Here is a 26,474-nt window from a genome sequence, read left to right on the forward strand (position 1 = left end):
CTGGCGGCAGCAGCTAGGCGCAGAACGGTGAGTCCGATGTCCACCGGTGAATATCTATATGCGGCTTGCCGGACAGTCTTGCTCGCGCCGCCTCCCAATTGGACTTGCAGACGCGCCAATCTCGCAGCTCGGTTTCGGGGCGCGATCTGGACCTCGCGATGAAGCTGGGGAAATGATCTCGACCGGTCGGCTGGCCTGCCGCGCTAAAGCGGATGTCGAACGACCAGCGGAACCGGTCCGTTTTATTGATCAGCGAAGCGTGTGGCGTCAAAGGGTGAAACAGGATGATCCCGCCGGCCTTGACAGGAAGGGGCACGGCGCGGCCTTCATCAATGAACCCGTCGGCAATGCCTGTCTGCGTCCGGGCACAATGTGGCAGGATAGATTGGTCTTGTGCCATTGGCAGCACTTGCAGGCAGCCGTTTTCAACCGTTGCATCGTTGACGGCAATCCAAACCGTGACCATGTCGGTCTGATCAGCATCCTCCAGCGCAACCGCTCGGTCCTGATGCCAGTCCGTTGCGGTGATGTGCGCGCGCACCTCGTCCTTGGACAGCTTCAGGGCAGGTGGCTTCAGCCGAACGTGCTGGATTGGATTGCTCACCAACTCTGGCCCGATCAGCTGCTCGACAATGTCAAGCATGGGACGGGCCGTCAGCAAGTCGAACACTGCGGGCCCAATATGGAACGGTGTGTCCGCCATGATCCGATCGCCGGGCAGCGAGATGTCCAGCGGCTGGAAATAGTCGCATCCGGCCTGATAGGCGGACAGAAGTTTGTCCCAGAAGGTCATTCCGGACGGCTCGTCCTTGACCAGTCCTTTTTTGTACCAACAGTCATAGAGCCGGTTCAGGACATCTGAGTATTCCGCTTGCACCCGACCCAGGACATCGCGGGGAATTACATCCTCAACCACGAGGTATCCATCGGTCTGGAACTTGCCAATCGCATCTTGTGTCAGCATGGGTGCAACCTCACAACAGCAGCGCGATGATACCCGGCCAGATCAGAAGAACGGAAAGCGCCAGCAACTGGATCCCGATGAATGGCAGGAAGCCGCGGAAGATATCCGTTAGGCTAATATGCGGCGGGGCCACCGACTTCAGGTAGAACGCGGCCGGGCCGAAAGGGGGCGAGAGGAAGCTGACCTGCATGTTCATACAGAACACGACGCCGAACCAGATGGCGACATGACTCGGCTCCAACTGGCCAAAGACTCCGATTTCCTCGATAGGAAGGCGCAGGACGATCGGCAGAAAGACCGGAATGATCAACAGTACGATGCCGACCCAATCCATGAATGCGCCCATGAACAGCAAGATCAGCATCATTACCAGAATGACCAACATGGTTGGCAGCTCCTGGCCGACGATCAGGTCGGCCACGTATTGGGGCCCTCCAGCAATGGTGTAGGCACCCGCCAGCGCGGCGGCACCGATCGTAACCCAGATGATGGTGCCTGTGGATTTTAGTGTCCGCATCAAGCTGTCCCAAACCAGCTCGAACGATCCTTCGCCCCGTAGGATGGCGATGATCAGGACGGCGAAGGCGCCCATACCAGCAGCCTCAGTGATCCCTGTGATCCCGCCATAGATCGAGCCGAGCACGACGCCGATTACGACCAGCGGCGCGACGAGACCCTTGCCCATTTCCCAACCGATTTTTGCGCGTTGTCTGCCAAAGACGAAGAAAATCAGCAGAAGGGCGACGATCGTGATACCGGCAAACCAGGGCAGGTAGTCAGCTGTCCCCAATCGCGCTGGTTCGCCCTGGCTGGCAGCGTTGGAGCCTGACAGCTCGAAAAAAGCGGCCCGGATAAACAGAACGGTGGAAAATCCGGCGACGACGATGCTCATGAAGGCACCAAACAGTTTGCGTTTCTCGGCTGGTTCGGGGTCGCTTGGGTCCGGTTCCGGCAGCGGAGCGTGATGAGGATTCAACCGCGTGCGGATGATGATGTACAGGATGATCATCGAGGCCAGCATGAAGCCGGGAATGAAAGACGCGGTGAACAGTGACTTGATCGAGGTTTCGGTGATCAGCCCGTAGATGATCAGAACGATCGAAGGAGGGATCATGGTGCCCAGAGACCCTGAGGCGCAGATGACGCCGATCGCGAGATTCTGATCGTAGCCCAGGCGCAGCATCTGGGGCAGGGCGATAAGGCCCAGCAGGACAACCTCACCGCCGATGATGCCGGACATGGCAGCCATGATCACCGCCATGATCGAGGTCACGATCGCGATGCCGCCGCGTGTTCTGGACAGCCAGACATTCAGCGACGAATACATGTCGCGCGCGATCCCGGACCGCTCTAGCAGCGACGCCATGAAGATAAACAATGGCACGGATATGAGCACGTAGTCCGTTAAGAGCCCGTATATCTTCTGCGCCAGGATATAGAGCGGCCCAGTCCCTGGCCGACCGGTGAGAATCCCGTCGCCGAATGAAAACGGGTTTAAAAGCAGTGTCGGTTCGAACTTGAGCACAAGAACCAGAACCGCAAGCGAAGCCGAGGCCAGACCCAAGGGCATCCCGATCGCCAGAAGCACAATCAGGGCGACCATCAGGATGAGTGAGATTGTTCCAATGTCCATCAGTCTTGTCCCACCGCCCGTTTGATCATTTCAATTTCGTCTTCGTCCGGTTCATCTGTGTGGATTTCCGGTTCTTTGTTCCAATCCGCGACCAAGTTCAAAATTGCTTGCATTGCGACGAGCGTAATCACGATCAGCACCATCGGCTGCAACGTCGCCGGGATAGGAGGATTGAAGGCAGAGCCATAAAGCTCCCATTTGTAGAGCTTGTTGACGAACACCTGTTTGTAGCTGCCGTAGACAAGAAAGAAGGCAAATAGCACGATCAGTATAGTCGAAACCGTATCAAAAACGCGCTGAAGCCAACGTGGAACTGCGTCGTACATCAGGAATATTCGAATGTGACTGCGTTGCTGCATGGCGTAGTAGCCAGACATCAAAAACACAAAGCTGGCGAACCAGAGTGTCATTTCGTTCGCCCACTCGGTCGGCTTCTCCAGGATATAACGCATGAAGACTTCGTAGAGCATCACGACAGTCATGATTGCGATCATCATCATCGTCACTCGACCTATGAACAGGGCGAAACGGTCCATAACCGTCGAGCCTTCGAACTCCATCGTCGCCGGGCGCACGGTCTTGGTACCAATCACTGCAAGAAACGGTAGAAGGACGAGCGCGGCCATGTCGATGATGTCGACATACCCCCCGAATACGCCAGACAATTCGGGCGTAACGTCGCTGCGCAGATATATTTCAGTTACCTGACTTTTGAGGGATTCAGAGGTGTAAGGCAGCCAGTCCAATAGGAATGCGGGAAGATGCCAAACAAGCCAGCTGGCTGTTGCGACGAAGGCCAACGGTATGAGCCATTCAATTAGTCCGCCTGAGTTCTTGTGCATCGCGTAACCCTCGTCCTTATCCTTCGATCCTGTAGTGATCGATAAAGTCTCGGTCCGGCTCGGCACCCAATCCGGGGCCAGTCGGTATCATGACTCGGCCGTTGTTGGCCTTGACCTGATTTTGAATTTCCAGCGGTTCGGTCAGCAGATCGTCCCGAAACTTGTTGTCCGTTGTGTCGAACTCCAGCATCGGCTCCCATGGATGCAAGCCGCCTGGAATTGCGGGCATGGCCGCTAGTAAATGCAGATTAGTTGCGACGGCGATGGCGCTACCCCAGACGTGATTTACGACCGGAGTGAAATGTGCGTGGCATAGAGACAGTACCCTGAGATACTCTGAAACACCGCCCAAAGCACAAACCTCTGGCTGCGCGATATCGATGCCACGGTTTTCAAGAAGATTGCGCCATGCCCAGCGATTGAATACCGCCTCTCCGCCTGAGATGTTTACTTTAAGCGAAGTGCGCAGTTCGCGGTATCCGTCAATGTCTTCTGGCGCGACCGGTTCTTCGAACCAATATGCGTCCAGTTCTTCCAGCGCCCGACCGACAAAGAACGCGTCTGAAGTCGTATAGGCATGGTTTGCATCGACCATAAAAGGAAAGTCCTCACCAACTCCGCGTCTAACTGCTTCGCACAGTTTCACATCAGGCTTCGGGCCAAAGCCCGTTTTCATTTTGGTGGCGGTAAATCCCATTGACTTGATCTTAGCGGCTTCATCCTCAAAACGGCTTGCAAGACTAGAAATCGGTTCATCCCGGAGCATCATGCCGTAGCCGTAGCAAGGAACGCTTGCGCGATGAGCCCCGCCGACAAGCTTATGGAGGGGGAGGCCAGAGATTTTGCCGGTGATGTCCCAAAGTGCGATGTCCACCCCGGACAAAGCCTGTATTGGCATTCCGCTTTGGCCATGGTCTCGCAAAAGATTGTACACCTTGTGCCAGATCACGTCTTTGTCCAAAGGGTCCATGCCAAGGACCATTGGTTGGATAACCTTTTCCACGATGGATTTGTTCGCAATGGCTACGTTTCCGGGACCAAAGCACTCCCCCCAACCGGTTACCCCTTCATCTGTCTGAATCTCGACCAGATGGGTTGTACGCTTGTCATAATACTGTTGCGAGTAGCCCAGAATTTCCGGCATGTCGTACTGCAGTACATGACTTATTATTCTGGTGATTTTCATGAAGTTCTGGATCCCGGCGCCGATCCGGAGAGGCCGCAAGTGCGGCCTTTCCGTGTGTCGTAGTTCGATCGAAGCCTGATTATTGCATTGCGCCCAGGTCACGCAGGAAATTGATGTGGCTTTCCAAAAGTGCCTGTGCTTCAGGTGTCGTTGCGAACTCAGTCCAACCGACCTGAACGGCCGCGCGATACGCTGCCAGGTCTTCAGGCGACCATTCGTACAACTGAACGCCTTTTGCCTTCAGGTCTTTTGCAGTCTGAGCGTTCTGCACCTCATTGATTGTGGCATTGTGCAATGCCAGGCTATCCATTGCGACTTCCATGATCTTCTTGTGATGCGCGGGCATCGCTTCCCAGACGTCTTTGCGACAAGCTAGGTGATCTGCAGGCATCGAGTGGAAACCGGGATAGTTTGTGTGGCCTGCGATCTCGTACAGACCGAGGCCCACATTGTTCGTCAGGTTCGCAGCATCCGCACCATCAATGATGCCGGTTTCCAAAGCCGTGAAAATTTCGTTGAAATCCATCACGATCGGAGAAGCACCAAGTTCCGCGAACACCTTGGTTGCAAGGCCTGGAGGCGAGCGGAACTTCCAATCCTTGAAGTCTTCCACTTTTGCAATCGGCTTGGTCGAAGACAGCGACTCTGGCCCGGGAATCCACCATCCGATGAATTCCATGTCGTAGCCGTTGTATAGATCATTTACAGCTTCTCTTCCGCCGCCATGAAGAAGCCAAGCCATTTGCTGATATGGGTTCTGATATCCGCCGAGCAGGTCGCCCGCAAACTGGAAGGCCGGGTTTTTACCGGTCTGATAGCCGCCGCCCGTCATGTCGCAATCTAGAATTCCTGTAGCTGCGGCATCGAAGGTTTCAACTGATTTGACCACCGAAGAGGAATAGAACATTTCAACTTCGATTTCGCCGTTCGACATTTCTTGAATGTCTTCAACGAATTTTGCAGCCATTTGGCCTGACAGAGTTTCGGGCGAAAAATGGGTTTGAATTCTAAGCTTCGTTGTTTCAGCCATCGCGAAACCGGCTGCCATTGTCGTGGCTACGGCCGCCAGGGCCGCTGTCTTGACTATTTTCATATTGTCCTCCCAGACGTTGAGCGTGCGCGGTGTGGAAGATCTTGCCGCCTCCTTTGCTGTCGCGCAGGTAAACGTTAAGCCGAAGAATCGAATGCAACAAGAAAAAATTGAAATTTCTAAAAATTTCGAGATTCTTGCGATAATTCGAAAATAAGGTTAGGACGCTACTTGGACAAAACTTGAAGGTGCATACTGGAATGAACGACGAAATAGATATTTATCAAGATCTTAAGATGCGCCTGATCTCTAATGGATTCGAGCATGGAGCGAAGGTGCGGGCTGAAGAACTTCGTAAAGTGTATGGCTGTTCTGCGAGCGCCGTTCGTGAAGTCCTTTTTCGTTTGGCCGCTGTTGGTTTGGTGGACTTTCAGGAACAAAAAGGTTTCCGCGTGCCAATGCGTTCGCCGCAGAAGCTTATCGAATTGACGCACGTCCGTGTTCTGTTGGAGGCCGAAGGCACCGCAATGTCGATCCGTAATGGCGGGGTGGATTGGGAAGCAAGATTGACGGCCGCACATCACAAACTCAGCCATATCGAAAAACGCATTCACGCCACAGACGACCCGAGCGGCCTTATCGAGATATGGTTTGCCTCGGAAAAGGAATTTCACCAAACACTTATTTCTGCCTGTGGCTCGGAAACTTTAAAACAAATGCATAGCCGAGTTTACGCGCAGTTCAGGCAGCAGTTGATGGTTGCAGACCGGAACTTTGAATTCATTTCTCAGAACATAAGACACCATGCCGATATACTTGAAGCAGCATTGTCAGGGGATGAGCAGTTAACACGAGAGAAAATTCACGATCATCTGGAACGCCACCTAACTGGAAAGACGATGGGCGACTAAAGCCGAAAATCGTCTTCCAAATACACCTGAATGATTTCGTCGAAGCTTGATTCCGCCTTGAACCCCAACTCCAGAGCGCGATCTGTTTGAAAGTCTCGCGGCCAATTCTTGACTATTCGTTCGATTGTCTCGTCGGGTTCTTGCCTGATTAGGCCAACCGCTTCTTGGCCGGCCACTTTGCGCAGAGCTTCGATTTGTTCGGCGACGGTGCAACTTACGCCAGGCATGTTCAATGCGCGTCTGTCATTCAAAAGCTGCGTGTCCATTGTTGCTGCGTGGGTCAAAAAAGTCGCAGCGGCGCGGGGGCTGGCGTGCCAATGGCGAACGGTTTCGGCAACTGGCAAGACAGCCTCATCCCCATTCAATGGCTCTCGGATTATACCCGAAAAGAAGGACGAAGCGGCAGCGTTGGCTTTGCCCGGGCGCACACACAAAGTGGGCAAGCGCAAGGAAATACCGTCGATATATCCTTTCCTGCTGAAATCCGTGATCATCAATTCAGCGGCCGCTTTCTGCGCTCCGTAACTTGTCAAAGGTGCCGAGAGGAACTCATCGCTTATCTTTTCGGGGAATGGTGACCCGAAAACTGCTATGGACGAGGCAAAAACCAGACGAGGTGTGTACTCGTTTCCTGATGCCTCGTGTTCATCCTTAAGTTCGTTCAGCAGTGCCCACGTTGCCATAAGGTTTACATCCCAACCCAACGCAAAGTCTGTTTCAGCGTGGCCTGAAACGATAGCTGCAAGATGAAAAATGACGTCTGGCCGCTGCGTAGCAAAAGACTTAGCTATGCCTGACGCAGTCAAGTTCCCCACAATTTGATTACCTGCCGCACTGTCGGGCGGGAACGAGAGATCGAACAGTGAGACTTGGGCATCGGCTCCGAAGGTTTCTTGGGTCGACACGCGATGGGCCAGTTTCTGACCCAGCATTCCTCCGCCGCCTATAATCAGGATCCGCGTCACAGCATTCCGTTCCGTTTTTTGAGTTCTAGATACAAAGCCGAATGATCCAGTTCGGCCCCATCCATTTCGTCTATCAGATATTCGAAACGGTCGCGCACAGATCGGGTGCTAGGTAGCTCAACGCCAAGGCTTCCCGCTTCCTCCAGCGTGTTGTCCAAATCCTTTAGTTGAAACTTAGACAAACCTCCGGGTGCAAAATTTCCATCAGACATGCGTTCGCCATGTTGTTGCAAGATAATACTATCCGCAAAGCCCCCCTTCAGTGCGGCCCTCAACGCGGTGGGGTCCGCACCACCTTGCTGAGCCAGCAGAGTCGCTTCGGCGACAGCCGATATTGTTACGGCGACAATTGTTTGATTGGCCAATTTGCACAATTGACCAGAACCACTTGGGCCAACATGTACAGGCCGGCCCATTGCTGTCAGAACTGGTCGCACGCGCTCCATAACGTCCTGATCACCACCGACCATGATCGCAAGGGTGCCAGCTTCGGCACCCTTGGTGCCACCGGAAACCGGGGCGTCTAGATGCAGTACCCCCATCAAGGAAAGCTGCGCGGATTGCTCTCTTGCGTGTTCGGGTTTGGCGCTCGACATATCAATCCAGATCATCCCCGGTTTGAGTCGCTCGCGGAAAGCCTCGTCAGCAAGTAGCGCGCCGGTCGCATATCCATCCGAGAGCATGGTTATTATTACGTCTGCACCCGAAACCGCCAGCGGGGCAGTTTCCACCAATGTCGCGCCTTCTGCTGTCAACGGTTTTGCCTTTTTCAAGCTGCGGTTCCATACAGTGAGCGGAAACTCGGCGCGCAAAATATTCCGCGCCATAGGAGCTCCCATCAGGCCGGTTCCCAACAGAGCCACTTTGAACTGCTTGCTCATCATCTACTGTCCTTCCGAAGGTGCGCCACGCATGGTTATGGCCAAACCAAAATCTCTGTCATACGCTAACGGCTCTGTGCCCACATGCCAGAAGTCGTTGCAAATCCGCCAAGGTTTCTTTGCTTCTCGGTTGATCTGTGGGGCGACGTAACACTTGTCCAATCGCCACTTTTGAGGTCGGAATATTTATATGTCAGAAAGACTTAAGGGAAAAAGCGTCCTGGTCACAGCCGCCGCACAGGGGATCGGACTTGCAAGCGCAATTGCAATGGCAAGAGAGGGTGCAAAAGTCTATGCGACGGATATTAGCCCCAAAAAACTAAATTTGATTCGCGGTCAGAATCTCGAAAATCTCGAAATATTCGAGATGGATGTGACGAATAATGACAGCATTCATCATGGGGTCGCGCGAGCGAAGCCGGACGTTTTGTTCAACTGCGCAGGGTTCGTGCATCACGGATCTATTCTGGATGCAACCGATGAAGAGTGGGATTTCGCCATGGACCTTAATGTGCGCTCAATGGTGCGCACGACAAAGGCTGTATTGCCGGGAATGCTAGAGCGCGGAGGAGGCTCGATAATCAATATGTCTTCCGCGCTGGGTTCCATAATCGGTGCGCCAAATCGTTTTGTATATGGAACGACAAAAGCCGCTGTTGTCGGGCTGACGAAATCGGTGGCCGTGGACTTCATAACAAATGGAATCCGGTGCAATTGCATTTGTCCGGGAACAGTCGACAGTCCCAGTTGGCGTGACCGCGTAGATGCGTTGGGAGAGCAATTGGGCAGCAGAGAAGAGGCCCTTGCACAATTTGTGGCGCGTCAGCCTATGGGGCGTGTAGCGAAAGCAGAAGAGATTGCTGCATTGGTCGTCTATCTGGCGAGCGATGAAAGTGCATTCACCACAGGACACACGCACATAATTGACGGGGGTTGGTCAGGCCAATGACAAAAGTATCAAAAAACGATTTGCGATCTCGCAAGTGGTTCATGAATTCTGAGAACCTTGAGATGACTGCATTGTATCTGGAAAGATACCTGAATTACGGATTGACCCGTGAGGAACTGCAATCAGGCAAACCGATCATTGGCATTGCTCAGACCGGCAGTGATTTGAGCCCCTGTAATCGGCATCATATCGAATTGTCCAAACGTGTTCGCGATGGAATCATCGCCGCCGGGGGAACGTGCATCGAAATACCGGTCCACCCGATACAAGAGACAGGTAAACGGCCAACGGCCTCACTCGACCGCAACCTGGCTTATCTGTCCTTGGTTGAGAGTCTATTTGGGTATCCGATTGATGGCGTTGTTCTGAACATTGGTTGCGACAAGACCACGCCCGCGCTTCTTATGGCCGCTGCGACCGTCAACATCCCAGCGATTGCCCTGTCGGTCGGCCCCATGCTCAACGGTTGGTGGAAAGGTGAACGCGCCGGATCGGGAACGGTTATTTGGAAAGCGCGCGAAGACCTTGCGGCTGACGAAATTGACACCGATGAGTTCATGGAAATCGCAGCCGCCGCAGCACCTTCGGTGGGTTATTGCAATACGATGGGAACAGCAACGACCATGAATTCGCTTGCTGAGGCCTTGGGTATGCAATTGCCCGGATCAGCCGCCATACCAGCCCCGTACAGAGAGCGCGGTCAAATCAGTTATGAAACGGGTAAACGCATTGTGGACATGGTCTGGGAGGATCTACGCCCCAGCGATGTGATGACACGTCAGGCTTTTGAGAATGCGATTGTTATCAACTCTGCGATTGGTGGATCGACGAACGCGCCGATCCACCTGAATGCAATCGCCCGGCATCTTGGTGTTCCGTTGACCAACGATGACTGGCAGAAACTTGGCCACGACGTTCCACTGTTGGTTAACATGCAGCCTGCGGGTGAGTATCTGGGCGAAGATTACCAACAGGCCGGAGGTGTACCCGCCGTTGTCGGAGAGCTTCTTGATGCTGGATTGATGCCGCATCCCGATGCGATAACGGTGAACGGTAAGACGATGGGCGACAATTGCTCGGCACGCCGGTCTCAGAATAGCGACGTAATCAAGCCCGTCAGTAACCCGGTTAAGCAACAGGCGGGGTTCATCAATCTCTCGGGCAACCTGTTCGAGAGTGCGATTATGAAAACATCTGTGATCTCAAAGGCATTTCGAGAGACCTACCTGTCGAACCCGGATGATCCTGATGCATTTGAGGGCAGGGCGGTTGTGTTTGATGGGCCTGAGGACTTTCACCATCGGATCGATGATCCTGCAGAAAACATCGACGCAAACTGTATTCTGATTATGCGCGGAGCGGGACCAAAAGGATACCCTGGTGCTGCAGAGGTCGTGAACATGCGGCCGCCCGCATATTTGTTGAAACAGGGCGTCGAAGCCCTTCCTTGCATCGGTGATGGACGGCAATCCGGTACATCAGGAAGTCCGTCTATCCTGAATGCCTCACCCGAAGCTGCAGAGGGTGGTGGGTTGGCCTTGGTGCGAAATGGCGATCGACTGCGCATCGATCTTGGAAAAGGCACAGCAGATATGCTGGTTTCGCTTGAAGAACTGCATGAACGCGCCCGCGATCTGGAGGCAAAGGGTGGTTATTCAACCCCGCCCAACCAATCCCCATGGCAGGAATTATTCCGCGAAAAAGTAGATCGGTTGGATCGCGGTATGACGCTCAAGGGTGCAGAAAACTACCGCGATATCGCGCGAGGCTTCATGCCACGCGATAACCACTAAAAGGAACAGAAATGAAACTTGTTCGTTACGGAGCCAAGGGCTCGGAAAAACCGGCCCTGGTCGACTCTGAGGGTCAATTGCGGGATCTGTCCGCTCATATCAATGATATCACGGGGGATATGTTGGATGACGAAACGCTTGATAACCTGCGGTCATTGGATCCGAACATCCTGTCAATTGTAGAGGGCGACCCTCGTATCGCGCCGTGTGTCGGTGACATCGGTAAATTTCTTTGCATCGGTTTGAACTACTCGGACCATGCTGCAGAAACCGGCGCAGATATTCCCGAGCATCCGATACTTTTTTTCAAGGCGAACTCGGCTGTCATAGGTGCCTATGATGATGTTGTTATGCCGCGGGGGTCTACACATACCGACTGGGAATGCGAACTGGGGGTCGTCATTGGTAAGACGGCCAAATACGTTTCCAAGGCCGACGCACTCGAATATGTTGCGGGCTATTGCATCGTAAACGACGTGTCGGAAAGGCATTTTCAAACGCAACTGACCGGTCAATGGACCAAAGGAAAATCCTGCGACACATATGGCCCTACCGGCCCGTGGTTAGTGACCCGGGATGAGGTGCCGGATCCCCAGAATCTTGGTATGTCACTGTATGTAAACGGTCAGCGCATGCAAACCGGGAATACCGCCACGATGATCTTTTCCGTTGCCGAGATCATTGAGCATCTAAGCCAACTTTTTACACTGCACCCCGGTGACGTCATTTCAACCGGAACACCGCCCGGTGTTGGAATGGGGATCAAACCGGAACCAGTTTATCTGAAAAAGGGCGACGTCATGGAGCTTCGTATCGATGGGCTTGGTGTTCAGCGGCAAAAGGTCGGCCAAGATGACTGAATTGTTGCAAATCGGAGGGATCACTGAACGGATGCGAGAACGCCTGTCCTCAGTGTTCAATATTCAACAATTGGACGATTTCAACGCGGAAGGTATTACGCATATCGTAACGAACGGGCATGATGGCGTTCCGCATGACCTAATGATTTCACTCAGTAATCTGAAGATGATCAGCGTCTATGGAGTCGGCTACGACGCCGTCGACGCTAATGCTGCGGCTGAGCGTGGGATTGTTGTGACGCACACGCCCAATGTGTTGAACAAAGAAGTCGCAACCACCGCCGTTCTGCTGTTGCTGTCATGTTATCGAGAGCTCATACGTGACGATGATTACGTCCGGTCCGGGCGATGGGAAGTTGAAGGTAATGCCCCTTTGACGCGATCAGCGGACAATCAAAAAATAGGCATTCTTGGTCTTGGTCGCATTGGTCAGGCGATTGTTGATAAGTTGGAGCCGTGGGCACCCGAAATCTCATATCACACCCGCAATCAAAAGGATGTCCCGTACCGATATTTCGACAATTTGGTTGAAATGGCAGAGCATGTGAACGTTCTCATATGCATCACGCCTGGCGGCCCGTCGACCAATAGGCTGGTCAACGCTGAGGTGTTGCGCGCGTTGGGGGCAGGCGGCACTCTGATAAACGTTAGTCGAGGTTCGGTTGTCGACGAAACTGCCTTAATTACTGCATTGCAAAATGGTGAGCTCGGGTGGGCAGGGCTTGATGTCTTCGAGGACGAACCGCGCGTTCCAAAAGCATTGCGCGAGTTGTCCAATGTCGTTCTGCTCCCTCACGCTGGTAGCGCGACTTTTGAGACGCGTGCAGCAATGGGTGACCTGACTGTCGACAATCTGCTGCAACACCATAAGGACGGATCGGTGATCACAGCTGTGCCGGAATGCAGAGATCTGTAATAGGCCAATCTGAAAAGTGTTTGAGTTTGCTGTCGCGGTTTTCTTTCTGCTGATTACGCCGGGCCCGGGTGTTCTAACAACCGCGGGTATTGGATCAGCATTTGGTTTTCGAGCTGGACTCGCCTTTGTGGCTGGTCTGATGCTGGGCGGGTTCATCAACATGATGTTAGTTGTCTCTGGAGTCGCTGCGGTTGCTTTGGCTGTACCGGTGCTTAGAACTTTGTTGCTATTCGCCTCTGTCGGGTATCTGGTATTTCTCGCCTGGCGTATTGCCAGCGCCGGCTCAAAGGTCGGATTTTCTCCTGCGGTTTCGCCGCTTGGTTTTGCGAACGGTCTGACACTTCAGTTCATCAATCCCAAGGCTTACGTGGTCGGCACAGCATTGTTTTCAGGGTTTGCCTTTTTGCCCGATGCGCCCGTTTGGGAGGTCGTCATAAAAATCGTAGTATTCAATATGATTTGGGTTCCAGTGCACATGATCTGGCTGGGTGCTGGCGCAAAGCTGGGTAGCCTTGATTTAAGCGAGAGATCGCATCAAAGGATCAATATTGCGATGGCCGCTTCATTAATGGTGGTTGTGGTGATTGCCTTGGGGTCGGCGCTATGAACGATATCTAAGTCGGTCTTACTTAGCAGGCGATTGGAAGCTGCAGATCAAAGTGACGCCGTTATTCCACCATCGACATAGAGAGTATGACCATTGACGAAACTGGATGCAGGGGAAGCAAGGAAAATGGCGGCGCCGACAAGTTCTTCTACACTGCCCCAGCGACCGGCCGGGGTACGTTTCTCAAGCCATGAGCTAAACTCTGGGTCGGCAACCAAGGCGGCGTTCAAAGGCGTATCGAAATATCCAGGCGCAATGGCATTGCAGTTTAGACCATACTTAGCCCAATCAGTTGCCATTCCCTTTGTAAGATTGGTCACGGCGCCTTTTGTCGCTGTGTAAGGCGCAATACCCGGTCTTGCTAATGCGGATTGAACCGACGCGATGTTAATTATCTTACCAGACTTTCTTTCAATCATGTGCCGTGCCACAGCCTGACCGACGTGAAAGACGGACGCTACATTTGTCTGTAGCAGGCGCTCGAAGGCATCAGCGGGGAAATCCTGTAACTCCGTCCTGTGTTGCATTCCGGCGTTGTTTATCAGGATGTCTATCGGGCCGACCTTTGCTTCAAAGTCGTCGACGGCAGATCGGACACCTTCATGATCGGTTGCATCGAACGAAAGTTCGTGTACCGAAGCACCTGTTTCGCTCAGCTCGGATGCTGCTGACGCTAGTTTAGTGGCATCGCGCCCGTTCAAAACGACCTGCGCACCGGCGGCAGCCAAACCACAAGCCAACGCAAATCCGATGCCTTGGCTAGAGCCTGTTACGAGCGCGCGTGTTCCCTCTAGGCTAAACATTTCAAGCGTCATGCAAAAATCCCTTGGTTGTCAGCACCGACTATCCGTATCTTTTGGCAATCTGTATAGGGAGTCCGTGCAATGTCTTCGGCCAGTGTTGCTGTTGTTATCCATGCCGCAAAAGATTTGAGGTTGGAAAACCGGGATGTTCACGACGTGGGGCCAGACGAAGTCTTGATTGCCATGCGCGCGGGAGGGATTTGCGGCTCTGACCTGCATTATTATAACCACGGTGGTTTCGGCGCGATCAAGTTGCGTCAGCCGATGGTGCTTGGACACGAAATCGCCGGGGAAATAGTGAAAGTTGGATCAAGTGTGCGGGGGCTACACCTAGGTCAGCTGGTTGCAGTTTCTCCATCCCGACCTTGCCAATCCTGCAGTTATTGTCTGAACGGGCAGCAAAACCACTGTCTTGATATGAAGTTCTATGGCAGCGCGATGCCGTTCCCGCATATCCAAGGCGCTTTTCAAAGCAAACTCGTAGCGAAAGCCAGTCAATGCGTTCCAGCAGATGGGTTAAGTCCTGCGCAGGCCGCTATGGCCGAACCTTTGGCGGTCTGTTTGCACGCGATTAAACAAGCCGGGAGCCTCTTAGGTAAAACGGTTCTTATCACGGGATGCGGTCCAATCGGCTGCCTAACGATCTTGGCGGCGCGTCGTTCTGGGGCTGCCAGAATATTGGCGACGGATATCTCGGACCAGCCCCTCGCTCTGGCGCGTGAATGCGGGGCAGACGATGTCATCAACACCTACGCCGATCCGCAAAAACTGGAGCAGTTTGAAAACGGCAAGGGCCAGGTTGATGTACAACTGGAGTGTTCCGGGGCTCAATCGGCTCTGGCTTCTGGCGTCGCATGCTTGCGCCCGGGTGGAACATTGGTTCAGCTTGGTCTAGGCGGAGACATGACAGTGCCGATGCAGGCGTTGACTGCAAAAGAGATATTGCTTCGCGGGTCTTTCCGTTTCCATTCCGAGTTCTCAGTCGCGGTCGAGATGATGCGAAGCGGACTAATTAACGTCGACCAGTTGGTAACGCATTCCTTCGAAGTTGGCGAGGCTGTCACTGCCTTTGAGGTCGCGTCTGATCGAACCCAATCAATGAAGGTGCAGTTAACTTTTCCGGATAATGACAATGGATAAACGAACGCGTGATATTGCAAAGACTTATGAAAGAGATGGTTTCGTAGCTCCGCTGGATATCCTGACAGCTTCTGAGGTCCAAACGCTGCGCGATGATTTTGAGAAAGCTGAGCGCATTCTCAGAGACGACCCAGATAAACTCAAGCTTCTATATTCTTATCCGGACAGGCTGATACCATCATTCGATGCACTACTTCGCCATCCGAAGCTGATTGAGGCTGCTTCAACGGTGTTAGGGCCGGACCTCATGGTTTGGAGCGGTGCACTTTTCGTAAAAGAAGCGCGATCATCGAAGATAGTCTCGTGGCACCAAGACTTGACCTATTGGGGATTGGATGATGCTGAAGAGGTTACCTGTTGGGTTGCGATTTCAGAAGCGTCTGAGCAAAGCGGGTGTATGAAGTTTGTTCCTGGCAGCCACAAAAGCCGTATCGTGCCTCACGTGGACACCTTCAGCGAAAACAATCTTTTGTCACGCGGGCAGGAAATCGCAGTCGATGTGAACGAAAAAGATGCAGTTGCTGCCGAATTGCGTGCGGGGCAGGCATCCATGCATCACGGGCATCTCTTTCACGCATCCGGGCCCAATAACACAGACGATAGACGCATTGGTGCGGCGTTGCGTTTCATAAAGCCTTCAATGAAACAGCAGAATGGCGTGAAAACTTTGGTTGCGCTAGTCGCAGGGCGAGATGATTTTGGGCATTTCTTACTTGCGTCCTCCCCTCAGGGCTTTTTGCATGAGAACGATTTCGTTTTGTGTCAAAGGGATGCAGACCGCAAGAAACAAATACTCTTCGCCGGAGTGTAATTGTTCCCTTAGCAAGTTCAGAACCATTGTTATTTCGACCCGACAGCCGACCTGAAGCGCGAAAACTGGTGGACCTACAAGTGTTATCATCGTCGCTCAGCTTTTCTTCCATCGGGTAAAAAGCTGAAGAGGTAGTCTACGGCAAGCTCGAAATCAGACTATTCATCGCTAGCTCATAAGGCATTCTGTTTGGTCTTGTCAGAAGAACTTTGCTTAAGCGGGGTCGCTTTGGGCGGGATTTCCCTGATACCCGGCAGATTACAGGGAAATTTCGCGAAAGGGGTCTGAGTTCCGTCACTTCTCGGGTCAGAATTACATATTTTACAGAGGTTTATCCTGCAAATTCGCTAAAACGTGAAACAGAGAATCCTCTTGAGCGAACAGGGAGATGTTTTATCGGATCAGGGAGGGCGAACCCTGTATCAGGGACTCCGGATCTGGAGGTGTCAGAAGCCGAACAGGCGCTCCTGTTCAGTCCAATCAAGTGGATGGATCACACTGACCAGACGCTTGAGTGTGAGTTCGGGCGGCTGGGTCCCGTCGAGAATCGCGGCTTGTATCTTCGGTGAGAGAAACGCGAGCTGGGCGCGGGTGCGGATGAAGGCGCCGGGGACGCTTTCGCGGCGTGCAATCTTCATCAATTGAACTCCGGCTTTCAGATCACGGGCCCAGCCATGGGCGCGGACCAGCGTGGACCGGAGGTGGAGATCGGTTTCCACGTCAATCTGAGATTGGTTCGTATTTGTGCTACTGCGTTATCTTTCCATGTTGGCCCAAGTTTAGGGTTCCCTTCTCCTGCACCTCTGCGTACACGCCCATATCCATGTGGCCCAAGTGTTTTCGAATAAGGAACGGGATTTTCAGGTCTCGTTCGGCTGTTTGTGGGTTAACTTCGGTAGCGGCACATCTTTTTGTTCGCGAAATTATCTTTAGCTTCACATCGCCAAAGGCCAAGATTGAGCCGACAGAGTCCAACTCGGAAAATGGAGGTGGTCCGTCCAATTCAATATTCGCACGAAACCTTGCCGGGTGTATTTCCACATTGAGCTCTCTACTAAGTGCATCAACAGACGCTAGGTTGAGAACGGAAATTGCGTTCATCATTTTTGGCGACACGACCGAAACGTCTGTGAATCGATGCGGATGGGAAGAGACAAACACTGGCGGTTCGGGGTCTCTTAATTCGAGTGTGGTATTGAGGAAACTCGCCGCGTCCAATTGCCCGTTTGGCTCACTCATATCGAAGTGGAGAGTTTTCCTACCGTGCTTAATTTCCAGCAATTGAGTTTGAGCGTCGAATTTAGTTTGCAGTCCAGCCAGTCTTGCTTCGTTCAAAAGTACAACAAAGCGGTCTTTTCTCAATGGTTTTGGATCTCGAGGGTCGAAACCGGAGTTGTAGCGGGCAAAGCCGAAAAGGCGGTCACCAGGAATGCCGTCACCCGCTCGCAGGTTTATGGTGCTTAGTGGTTCCGGGCTCAAACCTTTGATTGGGTAGCGGTTCATCCGGACAATGGTGAGTTTACTCATAATTGGGGTCCTGGCTTGTCGAGATATCCGTGTGGTGAGGCTAGCTAGCGCTCTCCTAGCGATCCTACATTGGATTCTTGGTTGAACGGCAAGAATTGGGCTTCGGCATAATCATGGATAAGCTCGGGTTGGAAATGCAATACCGTCGATGCCTTGATTTGAAGAATCAGCGCGTTTGATTTCGAATTCCTTCTTCCTTTGCGCTTGATGAACCTGAGTGATCGAGAAGAAGAAATATATAGTAAAAGCATATTATTACTGGGATACGTTGATGTTTTGGCGGTGATTTTGAGGTACGAACCTCAAAATTTTCTGGACTTGAGGTGCGTACCTCAAATAGCCTTATAGACATGCCGCGATTCGCACATCCTCGAATGACGGCGCAAAAAAGGGAGGAATGGATGACTTACTCAAAACTGGCCTCGGCCAGCGCAATAGTCCTTGCCGCTACTACTCTTTCTACAAGGGCATATGCCGAAGACCTGACACTGTGTTGGGCAGCATGGGACCCGGCCAACGCTCTAGTTGAGCTTTCAAAAGAATTCGAAGCTGAGTCCGGCCATACTATGAACTTCGAGTTTGTGCCGTGGCCAAATTTTGCGGACCGGATGCTGAATGAGCTGAACTCTGGGGGTAAGCTCTGTGACCTGTTGATCGGAGATAGTCAGTGGATCGGCGGGGGCGCTGAAAACGGCCATTATGTAAAACTGAATGATTTCTTCGATGCCGAGAGCATCAGCATGGACGATTTCGCGCCGGCAACGGTTTACGCCTATTCGACATGGCCTAAAGGTACTCCGAACTACTACGCATTGCCCGCAATGGGGGATGCAAACGGCTGGTTCTATCGCAAGGACTGGTTCGAGAATCCGGACATCCAAGCTGCGTACAAGGAAGCAACAGGGCAAGAATTGCGTGAACCTCAGTCTCAGAAAGAATTGCTGCAAATCGCGCAGTTTTTCCAGGGCCGTGAGATCGATGGAAAGACGGTCTACGGTGCGGCGATCTTTACAGAGCGTGGGTCCGAAGGGATCACCATGGGTGTGACCGGAGCGCTCTATCCGTGGGGCTTCAAATATGAAAACACACCAGGATCCTACGATATGGAGGGTGCCGTAAACTCGCCCGAAGCAGTCGAAGCGCTAGAGTTTTACAAAGAATTCTACAAAACAGCGACACCCCCAGGATACACAAACTCCTACATGGGCGAGAGCTTGGACGCCTTTAAGTCCGGTCAGGTCGCCATGGCTATGAACTGGTTTGCGTTCTTCCCGGGTCTCTATGCCGATCCCAATACCGGTGGTGACAAGATCGACTTCTTCGTCAACCCACCACAAAATCAGGCAGGCTCGACACTGGGCGGACAAGGTATCTCTGTTGTCAGCTACTCTGACAAACAGGACGCCGCGCTTGAGTACATTAAGTGGTTCGCGCAGCCAGAAGTTCAGGCCAAATGGTGGGAACTAGGCGGCTACTCGGCACATAATTCGGTGCTGGAAGATCCTGGTTTCGTAGACAGCCAACCGTTCGCCGGTGACTTCCTGGAAGCAATGGCCGGGGTGCAGGATTTCTGGCAAGAGCCTGCCTACGCGGAACTGCTGCTGGCAATGCAGAAGCGCATCCACGACTACGTGGTTGCCGACCAAGGCACAGCTCAAGAAGCGCTTGATCTTCTGATCGAAGATTGGACGGAAGTCTTCGAAGACGAAGGCAAGCTTTAGTCCGGACACAGGCAGGAGCGGGTGCAAACCCGCTCTACCTTCACCCGTGAGTGCTAAACCAACAAGAACTGGCAAAGAGATGTCTGACAGGACCGTAGATCGCGTTGCGCAGGCAACGCCCGAGCGAGTTGCGCGAAAAATTCGGGGGTTATCCGACCGCGCGATCGCCTGGATATTCATCTCCCCAACGATATTTCTACTGCTGGCGATCAATATCTTCCCTTTGATCTGGACCATCCAACTGAGCTTTACCAACTACAAGGCCAACCGGATCGGGCGCGAGGTCAAAGATGTCGGGTTCAGGAATTACGAGCGCATCCTGACAGACTCGGACACATGGCTGAACATGCAGGCGACGGCGCATTTCCTGTTCTGGACGATTTTTTTTCAAGTCCTGATCGGATTTACTCTGGCGTGGTTGATCAACAAGAAATTCAAGGGCAATGATCTTTGGACCACGATCATCGTGCTGCCGATGATGTTGTCGCCTGCCGTCGTCGGGAACTTCTGGAAGTTTCTCTATCAGCCCCAGATCGGTCTGTTTAACTACATCGTATCGTGGTTTACCGGCAAAGACCCGTCGAGCTTTGAGATGCTCGGGTCCGTAACGCTGGCGCCCTGGTCCATCGTGATTGTCGACACCTGGATGTGGACCCCCTTCGTGATGCTCATCTGTCTGGCCGGGCTGCGCAGTATTCCCGATTACATCTACGAGGCAGCTGAGATCGACAGGGCCAGCAAGCTGCGCCAGTTCTTTACGATTACCATCCCGATGGTCCTGCCATTCCTCATGTTGGCGGTGCTGTTTAGAGGGATCGAGAACTTCAAGATGTTCGATCTGGTGGTGCAACTGACGGGCGGCGGGCCAGGGTCTGTTACGGAGCTGACCTCCATCAATTTGAAGCGCGAAGCCTTTGAGAAATGGCGCACGGGTTATGCCTCGGCCTATGCGATCATCCTTTTCGTCACCGTGTTCGGCCTTGCGTCGATCTACGTCAAAGCCCTGAACAAGGTGAAACAGAGATGAGCAGTTTTTCCGTCACCGAACCTTCGAACCGTTCAAAGTGGATCGCCGGGTTTCTGGTTATCACCTATGCGCTGATCACGATGATCCCGCTGGTTTGGATTTTGCTAACTGGCTTCAAGTCTCCAGCCGACGCGATCAGCTATCCGCCCAAGGTTGTCTTTGACCCAACGCTAGAAGGCTATGTCAATCTCTTCACCACTCGCACACGGCAGACGCAGGAGTTCCTGGAAGCCAACCCCCCACAGAACTGGGCCGATGAGATCGTGCGCCAATATGACATGGTGATTGTCGGACCATCCAAATTCGGTGAGCGCTTTATGAATTCGGTTATCATCGGATTTGGCTCGACGTTCCTAAGCATCTTCCTTGGCACCTTGGCTGCTTATGCATTCAGCCGTTTCAAGGTGCCGCTCAAGGATGACCTTCTGTTCTTCATCCTCAGTACGAGAATGATGCCCCCGGTTGCCGTTGCGATCCCAATCTTCCTGATGTTCAGAAACCTCGGTCTAAGCGACACGCATTTGGGGATGATCCTTCTCTATACGGGTGTGAACATCTCGTTGGCTGTTTGGCTGCTGAAAGGGTTCATCGACGAAATCCCGCGAGAGTACGAGGAAGCGGCACTAATAGACGGCTACACCCGGTTTCAGGCGTTTTACAAAGTTGTACTGCCGCAGGCTGCGACGGGTATCGCTTCGACAGCGATCTTCTGCCTTATCTTTGCATGGAACGAGTATGCGTTTGCCGTGTTGCTGACATCCGCGAATGCGCAGACCGCGCCGCCCTTTATTCCCACCATCATCGGGATCGGTGGGCTGGATTGGCCTGCAGTTGCGGCTGGTGCCACGATATTCCTGATTCCGGTCATGATTTTCACCATCCTGATGCGCAAACACCTGCTGCGCGGGATCACATTCGGAGCGGTGCGCAAATGAGCGAGTTTCTATCAGGATTAATGCGTTTTCGCCGAGGCCCATGGGAGATGGTCGCGACCATCCTCATCGCGGTCGGCGTATTTATGCTGATGCAACCGTTCGTCCTTTGGGCGTTCACTTATTCCTTCATCGTTACGCTGATCGGAACTGTCATGTTCATCATCGTCAGCCATTTTCCGGAGTAGAAATGGCCCAGATCGTTGTCAAAAACGTAAAGAAGATGTTCGGCGATTTCACCGCTGTGCGGGAAAGCTCGTTCACGATTGAAGATGGTGAATTCTTCATGCTGCTTGGTCCATCGGGCTGCGGCAAAACAACGACGCTGAGGATGATCGCAGGCTTGGAACTTCCAACGTCGGGTGAAATCTACCTAGACCGCGAAGAGATCAGCCAGCGACCCCCATCAGAGCGAGACATTGCATTCGTGTTCCAGATGTTTGCGCTGTATCCCCACATGAACGTGCGCAAAAATATCAGCTACCCCCTGATATCGCAGGGGATGCCGCGCTCAGCTGTTAAAGCCAAAGTGGAAGAAGTTTCCGAAATTCTGGGGATAACAGACATTCTGGACAACCCTGTCGGCGGGCTTTCTGGTGGGGACAGACAGCGCGTCGCGCTTGGACGCGCGATTGTGCGTGAACCCAAAGCATTCATGATGGACGAGCCTCTAGGCGCATTGGATGCTGAGTTTCGCGAGCATATGGCTGAGGAACTGCGTGCACTTCATGATCGCATGGGTGCGACCACGGTGTATGTCACGCACGATCAGCTGGAAGCCATGCAGATGGGCGACAAGATCGTCGTGATGAACAACGCCGAAATAGAGCAGTTTGGCACGCCTCAGGAAATCTACGACAAGCCCTCGACAATGTTCGTCGCAGACTTCATTGGGTCTCCGTCAATGAATTTTTTGCCGTTTCGGGGCAAGGTCGCACCCGGCTCTGAGTTGGTCCGGTTGAACGGACACGATGAGGCTGTTCCCAAACTGATGGAAGGGGCAGAGGGAGATCTGGTGTTTGGTGTTCGCCCCGAGCACGTGTTTCTGTCCGACACAAGCGACTATAGGGCCAAAGTTCTGGCGGCAGAATACCTTGGGACAACTCAAATCGTAACGCTACAGAGTCCGAATGGAGAGCTGAAAGCCCGTATTGATGCGCGCGAGACGGTAAATCCCGGCGAAACTGTGGGTCTGGAGTTTAGGTCTCCGACCATCACGCTGTTCAAAGAGTCCACGGGCAAAGCTCTCAGGTCGGTTCTGAACGATGAGGTATTGGGTCATGGCTGAAGTCGTTCTGGAAAGCATCTCAAAGTCCTTCGGCAGCCTGAAGGCAGTCGATGATATCTCGGTTACGATCCCCGACGGCGCTTTTGTCGTGCTGCTGGGCCCGACTGGCGCCGGAAAGACGACTACACTAAGGTTGATTTCCGGGCTTGAAAAACTCGATTCCGGCTCAATTCACATAGCTGGTCGGGATGTGGGGTTTGAAACACCCGCTCAACGTGATGTTGCGATGGTTTTCCAGCAGTACTCACTTTACCCGCATATGACGGTGCGCGAAAACCTGTCTTTTCCGCTACGATCTCCGATCCTAAAGACACCAGAAGACGAAATCACAAAGAAAGTGAATGAAGTCGCAGAGATACTGCAAATCCCGCATAAGCTGGACAACAAAGCTACCGAACTGTCCGGCGGCGAAATGCAACGGGTGTCGATTGGGCGAGCGCTGGTGCGCAATCCACAGATTTTTTTGATGGACGAGCCGCTTAGTTCGTTAGATGCAAAGCTGCGTGCGGACTTACGAGTTGAGTTGAAGAGAATTCAGGCGGATTTGGGGTCCACGCTTCTGTACGTGACCCACGACCAGGTTGAAGCGATGACCATGGCAACGCATATCGGCGTGCTGGAAGAGGGCAGATTGGTTCAGTACGGCACGCCTCGGGACATCTATGAAAACCCGCGCAGCGTCTATGTCGCCAGCCGTTTGGGATTGCCGCGGATCAATATTCTGCCATCTCACTTGTTTGGCGGGAACCATAAAGGCCCTCAGATTGGCTTACGTCCCGAGCATATCGTGGAAGGCGAGGGCAGTGATGCTCGTGTCATCCGGGCCGAACATCTGGGTGACCAAACGCGATTGCATCTGGATTTGAACGGCCACTCGGTCGTGACCTTGATCGATGTTCATCAGGATTACCCCGCTGGGCAAACGATAAAAATAAGCCCGCACAACCCATTGTATTTTGACGCCTCTGGCGCACGCGTGACTTAAGGAGCAAAAGCATGGCCCAGTTCCTCAACACCAAAGAAACCCTTGTAACAGAGGCGATTGACGGTCTTTTGGCCGCTTCTGGCGGCGCATTGACCCGATTGGACGGCTACCCGCATATCAAGGTGGTTTACCGCTCTGATTGGGACAAATCCAAGGTGGCATTGGTGTCTGGTGGCGGGTCTGGTCACGAACCTGCTCATGCTGGGTTTGTCGGGGCTGGCATGCTGACTGCGGCTGTGTGTGGAGAGGTGTTTGCATCGCCTTCAGTTGAGGCGGTTCTTGCGGGCATTCTGGCCGTGACCGGTGAGGCGGGGTGTTTGCTAATTGTGAAAAATTACACTGGTGATCGGTTGAACTTTGGGCTTGCGGCGGAACGCGCCCGCGCCTTGGGGCGCAAGGTTGAGATGGTGGTAGTCGATGATGACATCGCCTTGCCGGATCTGCCGCAGCCGCGTGGTGTGGCCGGGACCTTGTTCGTACACAAAATTGCAGGCGCGCTTGCGGAAGATGGCGCTGACCTGGACACAGTGACCAAGGCTGCAAAAAGCGTCATCGGTAAAGTGGTCAGTATCGGGATGAGCCTCGATACCTGCACCGTTCCGGGATCTCCGAAAGAGGACAGGATTGCACCGGGCAAAGCCGAGTTGGGCTTGGGAATCCATGGCGAACCGGGTGTCGAGCAGGTGGATTTTGCCAACGCGGTCACGGCTATGTCCACCGTCGTAGGAAAGTTAAAACAACGGATTAGCTCGGGGGAATGTGTTGCGTTGGTTAACAACCTCGGGTCTACAACCCCACTGGAAATGTCCGTGTTGACGCACGCGTTATCCGAAACAGGGATGGCGCGTCACATTATCGGTCCTTCGCCAATGATGACATCTCTGGACATGCACGGATTCTCTGTTTCTGTCTTGCCCGTGAGCGAAGGCGAACTGTCGGCGCTTGAAGCTCCGGTCGCTCTCGTGGCATGGCCAGGCGTCAATTCTATTGATCCAATTCAAGTCGCGCCTTTGCCTGATGGCTTGACACCGATTGATCCTATTCCATCCAACAATCCCGCGACGAAGGAAACGATCACGCGATTGTCCGAATTGATGATAAATGCTGAGAAGGACCTGAATGAGTTAGATGCCAAGTCCGGCGATGGAGATACCGGCAGCACATTGGCAACTGCGGCCAGGGCTCTGCAGGGTAGTCTGGACCGAATGCCACTTGCGGACCTGACGCAACTTTTTCCGGCTTTGGGCAACGAACTCAGCCAAACAATGGGTGGTTCTTCAGGGGTCATTCTTGCCATCTTTTTCAATGCAGCAGGAGACGCCTGCGCCAGTGGCGCGTCGATCCCGAAGTCTTTGGCGGAAGGTTTGAACCGCGTCAGCCAGGTTGGGGGCGCGAAGGTCGGCGACAGGACAATGATCGACGCGTTGGCACCCGCTTTGGACGCTCTGCCTTTGGGATTGGTCCAAGCTGCACATGCAGCGCGCGAAGGCGCGGACAGCACTGCAAATATTCACCGTGCCAAGGCCGGTCGGGCCGCTTATGTTCCCGAGGAAAACCTGATGGGAAACAACGACCCTGGCGCTGAAGCCGTCGCCTTGCTGTTCGAGGGGTTGGCGCAGGAGATTAAAGGCTGAACGACACGTGAAAGAGCAAAAACACAAACTAGAATTGGTGAACAAACCAACTGTGAATGACATTGCGCGTGTTGCGGGTGTCAGTCTGGCAACCGTTGATCGTGTCCTGAACAGACGGCCGGGCGTTCGTGCAGTGACTGTACAAAAGGTTCAACAGGCAATTAATGAGCTTGGCTATGTCCGCGACACCGCTGCAGCCAACCTTGCGAGAAAGCGTGTCTATAACTTCTTGTTTGTGCTGCCCGATAGTGACAACGAGTTTGTCGAAGCGCTTAGCAAGCAAATCGTAGAACAGTCGCGCGATCAGTTCATCGAGCGGACTCGTATGAAAATCCAACGTGTCGCTCCATTTGATCCCCAGGAAATTGTCGAAATCCTAGACGCCTTGGACATTCGGGAAGTCGATGGCGTCGCCGTCTTCGGTCCGGAAACACCGTCGGTACGTGATGCGGTGAAACGGGCCCGGGACAAAGGCGTTCCAGTCGTCGCGTTGGTGTCTGACCTGCCCAGCTCGGAGCGCGACCACTTCGTCGGAGTTGACAACGTGTCGGCTGGTCGGACTGCGGCACAGTTGATGGGGCGCTTTGTGCATCGCAAGGGAAAGTTGTTGGTCTTGACAGGCTCGCGCTTGGCACGGGATCATTTGGAACGACGGCAGGGTTTCGATCTGGTGATTGCCGAAGATTTTCCGCATCTCGAAGTTGTGGCGTCGGTCGAAGGTCGCGATGACCCTGAGCTGATTTACAAGATGATGCCCGAGATTTTTGAGACCTATCCAGATCTTGTCGGTATCTATTCTTCCGCTGCTGGCAACGCCGGTTTGATCCAGTTTCTGTCCGACAGCAAAATCAGCAAAGATCTGGTGATCATAGCCCATGAACTCACGCCGCTCAGCCGTGACGCACTAAGCCGTGGAACATTTGATGCGTTAATCTCGCAGGATTCAGGTCACTTGGTCCGATCCGCGGTCCGTCTGTTGCGCGCAACATCAGACAAGGTTCCGTTCAACAAGGCACAAGAACGTATTCGCATCGATATCTATCTGAAGGAAAATTTACCGCCATAGAGG

The 26,474-nt window shown here is 53.2% G+C and carries 26 protein-coding genes; 16 read left to right on the plus strand and 10 right to left on the minus strand.

The window, feature by feature from the left end; all coding sequences use genetic code 11:
- Positions 1 to 13 precede the first annotated feature (13 nt).
- From ACR0L9_RS04470 to ACR0L9_RS04490, 5 genes are all read right to left on the minus strand, one after another.
- Positions 14 to 964, minus strand: a complete 951-nt coding sequence (locus ACR0L9_RS04470; protein WP_170512728.1) for a phytanoyl-CoA dioxygenase family protein — start codon at positions 962 to 964, stop codon at positions 14 to 16.
- Positions 965 to 974: 10 nt separating this feature from the next.
- On the minus strand, positions 975 to 2,597 hold the full coding sequence (locus ACR0L9_RS04475; RefSeq protein WP_170612546.1) for a TRAP transporter large permease subunit: 1,623 nt from the start codon (positions 2,595 to 2,597) through the stop codon (positions 975 to 977).
- Positions 2,597 to 3,439: a TRAP transporter small permease subunit gene (locus ACR0L9_RS04480; protein WP_255612041.1), complete on the minus strand. Its 843-nt coding sequence runs from the start codon at positions 3,437 to 3,439 to the stop codon at positions 2,597 to 2,599. Before ACR0L9_RS04480 ends, ACR0L9_RS04475 begins: the two co-directional genes overlap by 1 nt.
- Before the next feature lie 16 nt (positions 3,440 to 3,455).
- Positions 3,456 to 4,625: a mandelate racemase/muconate lactonizing enzyme family protein gene (locus ACR0L9_RS04485; RefSeq protein WP_480894975.1), complete on the minus strand. Its 1,170-nt coding sequence runs from the start codon at positions 4,623 to 4,625 to the stop codon at positions 3,456 to 3,458.
- Between the two features lie 79 nt (positions 4,626 to 4,704).
- Entirely contained in the window at positions 4,705 to 5,718 is a 1,014-nt protein-coding gene (locus ACR0L9_RS04490) for a TRAP transporter substrate-binding protein (protein ID WP_170396175.1), read from the minus strand.
- 197 nt (positions 5,719 to 5,915) lie between these two features.
- On the opposite strand from ACR0L9_RS04490, the gene ACR0L9_RS04495 reads away from it, so the two are divergent.
- Positions 5,916 to 6,566, plus strand: coding sequence for a GntR family transcriptional regulator (locus ACR0L9_RS04495; protein ID WP_170396177.1), 651 nt, complete (start codon positions 5,916 to 5,918; stop codon positions 6,564 to 6,566).
- Here ACR0L9_RS04495 and denD read toward each other — a convergent pair.
- A complete protein-coding gene (gene denD / locus ACR0L9_RS04500; RefSeq protein ID WP_170626582.1) occupies positions 6,563 to 7,531 on the minus strand; it encodes a D-erythronate dehydrogenase in 969 nt (322 codons plus the stop codon). The two genes, ACR0L9_RS04495 and denD, sit on opposite strands and share 4 nt — an antisense overlap.
- Positions 7,528 to 8,412, minus strand: coding sequence for an NAD(P)-dependent oxidoreductase (locus ACR0L9_RS04505; protein WP_480894977.1), 885 nt, complete (start codon positions 8,410 to 8,412; stop codon positions 7,528 to 7,530). The genes denD and ACR0L9_RS04505 overlap by 4 nt, the downstream gene beginning before the upstream one ends.
- Positions 8,413 to 8,602: 190 nt before the next feature.
- On the opposite strand from ACR0L9_RS04505, the gene ACR0L9_RS04510 reads away from it, so the two are divergent.
- Genes ACR0L9_RS04510 through ACR0L9_RS04530 form a run of 5 tightly spaced genes read left to right on the plus strand, consistent with a single transcriptional unit; the run spans position 8,603 to position 13,537 of the window.
- A complete protein-coding gene (locus ACR0L9_RS04510; protein ID WP_480894979.1) occupies positions 8,603 to 9,361 on the plus strand; it encodes an SDR family oxidoreductase in 759 nt (252 codons plus the stop codon).
- A complete protein-coding gene (locus ACR0L9_RS04515) occupies positions 9,358 to 11,154 on the plus strand; it encodes an IlvD/Edd family dehydratase (RefSeq protein WP_170612538.1) in 1,797 nt (598 codons plus the stop codon). Before ACR0L9_RS04510 ends, ACR0L9_RS04515 begins: the two co-directional genes overlap by 4 nt.
- A gap of 11 nt (positions 11,155 to 11,165) precedes the next feature.
- Complete coding sequence (locus ACR0L9_RS04520) at positions 11,166 to 12,014, plus strand: fumarylacetoacetate hydrolase family protein (RefSeq protein WP_480894982.1); 849 nt, start codon at positions 11,166 to 11,168, stop codon at positions 12,012 to 12,014.
- Positions 12,007 to 12,930, plus strand: a complete 924-nt coding sequence (locus tag ACR0L9_RS04525; RefSeq protein WP_480894985.1) for a 2-hydroxyacid dehydrogenase — start codon at positions 12,007 to 12,009, stop codon at positions 12,928 to 12,930. The genes ACR0L9_RS04520 and ACR0L9_RS04525 overlap by 8 nt, the downstream gene beginning before the upstream one ends.
- Positions 12,931 to 12,946: 16 nt before the next feature.
- Positions 12,947 to 13,537 carry a LysE family transporter gene (locus ACR0L9_RS04530; RefSeq protein ID WP_170403474.1) on the plus strand — a complete coding sequence of 197 codons (591 nt, stop codon included), beginning with the start codon at positions 12,947 to 12,949 and terminating at the stop codon, positions 13,535 to 13,537.
- A gap of 47 nt (positions 13,538 to 13,584) precedes the next feature.
- Here ACR0L9_RS04530 and ACR0L9_RS04535 read toward each other — a convergent pair whose 3' ends face one another.
- A complete protein-coding gene (locus ACR0L9_RS04535; RefSeq protein ID WP_170817980.1) occupies positions 13,585 to 14,352 on the minus strand; it encodes an SDR family oxidoreductase in 768 nt (255 codons plus the stop codon).
- A gap of 69 nt (positions 14,353 to 14,421) precedes the next feature.
- Here ACR0L9_RS04535 and ACR0L9_RS04540 point away from each other — a divergent pair, with 69 nt between their 5' ends.
- A complete protein-coding gene (locus ACR0L9_RS04540; protein WP_480894987.1) occupies positions 14,422 to 15,480 on the plus strand; it encodes an L-idonate 5-dehydrogenase in 1,059 nt (352 codons plus the stop codon).
- The gene (locus ACR0L9_RS04545) at positions 15,473 to 16,291 is read left to right on the plus strand and encodes a phytanoyl-CoA dioxygenase family protein (protein ID WP_480589864.1); all 819 of its coding nucleotides are present in this window, start codon (positions 15,473 to 15,475) and stop codon (positions 16,289 to 16,291) included. Before ACR0L9_RS04540 ends, ACR0L9_RS04545 begins: the two co-directional genes overlap by 8 nt.
- A 446-nt stretch (positions 16,292 to 16,737) precedes the next feature.
- On the opposite strand, the gene ACR0L9_RS04550 is transcribed toward ACR0L9_RS04545, so the two are convergent.
- Both ACR0L9_RS04550 and ACR0L9_RS04555 read right to left on the minus strand, forming a co-directional pair.
- Positions 16,738 to 16,929, minus strand: coding sequence for a hypothetical protein (locus ACR0L9_RS04550; RefSeq protein ID WP_170663766.1), 192 nt, complete (start codon positions 16,927 to 16,929; stop codon positions 16,738 to 16,740).
- A 109-nt stretch (positions 16,930 to 17,038) separates the two neighbouring features.
- Positions 17,039 to 17,818, minus strand: coding sequence for an MOSC domain-containing protein (locus tag ACR0L9_RS04555; RefSeq protein WP_480894989.1), 780 nt, complete (start codon positions 17,816 to 17,818; stop codon positions 17,039 to 17,041).
- A gap of 401 nt (positions 17,819 to 18,219) precedes the next feature.
- Here ACR0L9_RS04555 and ACR0L9_RS04560 point away from each other — a divergent pair, with 401 nt between their 5' ends.
- From ACR0L9_RS04560 to ACR0L9_RS04595, 8 genes are all read left to right on the plus strand, one after another.
- Positions 18,220 to 19,539, plus strand: a complete 1,320-nt coding sequence (locus ACR0L9_RS04560) for an ABC transporter substrate-binding protein (protein ID WP_480894991.1) — start codon at positions 18,220 to 18,222, stop codon at positions 19,537 to 19,539.
- Between the two features lie 79 nt (positions 19,540 to 19,618).
- Positions 19,619 to 20,566: a carbohydrate ABC transporter permease gene (locus ACR0L9_RS04565; RefSeq protein WP_170403466.1), complete on the plus strand. Its 948-nt coding sequence runs from the start codon at positions 19,619 to 19,621 to the stop codon at positions 20,564 to 20,566.
- Positions 20,563 to 21,501, plus strand: coding sequence for a carbohydrate ABC transporter permease (locus ACR0L9_RS04570; protein WP_010442361.1), 939 nt, complete (start codon positions 20,563 to 20,565; stop codon positions 21,499 to 21,501). Before ACR0L9_RS04565 ends, ACR0L9_RS04570 begins: the two co-directional genes overlap by 4 nt.
- Positions 21,498 to 21,686: a hypothetical protein gene (locus ACR0L9_RS04575; protein WP_170399676.1), complete on the plus strand. Its 189-nt coding sequence runs from the start codon at positions 21,498 to 21,500 to the stop codon at positions 21,684 to 21,686. Before ACR0L9_RS04570 ends, ACR0L9_RS04575 begins: the two co-directional genes overlap by 4 nt.
- A 2-nt stretch (positions 21,687 to 21,688) precedes the next feature.
- The gene (locus ACR0L9_RS04580; RefSeq protein WP_480894993.1) at positions 21,689 to 22,786 is read left to right on the plus strand and encodes an ABC transporter ATP-binding protein; all 1,098 of its coding nucleotides are present in this window, start codon (positions 21,689 to 21,691) and stop codon (positions 22,784 to 22,786) included.
- Positions 22,779 to 23,771 (plus strand): ABC transporter ATP-binding protein, encoded by a 993-nt coding sequence (locus ACR0L9_RS04585; protein WP_170663763.1) that lies wholly within the window; start codon positions 22,779 to 22,781, stop codon positions 23,769 to 23,771. Before ACR0L9_RS04580 ends, ACR0L9_RS04585 begins: the two co-directional genes overlap by 8 nt.
- Before the next feature lie 11 nt (positions 23,772 to 23,782).
- On the plus strand, positions 23,783 to 25,405 hold the full coding sequence (locus ACR0L9_RS04590) for a dihydroxyacetone kinase subunit DhaK (RefSeq protein WP_170511813.1): 1,623 nt from the start codon (positions 23,783 to 23,785) through the stop codon (positions 25,403 to 25,405).
- Positions 25,406 to 25,442: 37 nt separating this feature from the next.
- Positions 25,443 to 26,471 (plus strand): LacI family DNA-binding transcriptional regulator, encoded by a 1,029-nt coding sequence (locus ACR0L9_RS04595; protein ID WP_170511815.1) that lies wholly within the window; start codon positions 25,443 to 25,445, stop codon positions 26,469 to 26,471.
- The last annotated feature ends 3 nt before the right edge of the window (positions 26,472 to 26,474 follow it).

This window comes from Ruegeria sp. I3, from assembly GCF_056532525.1.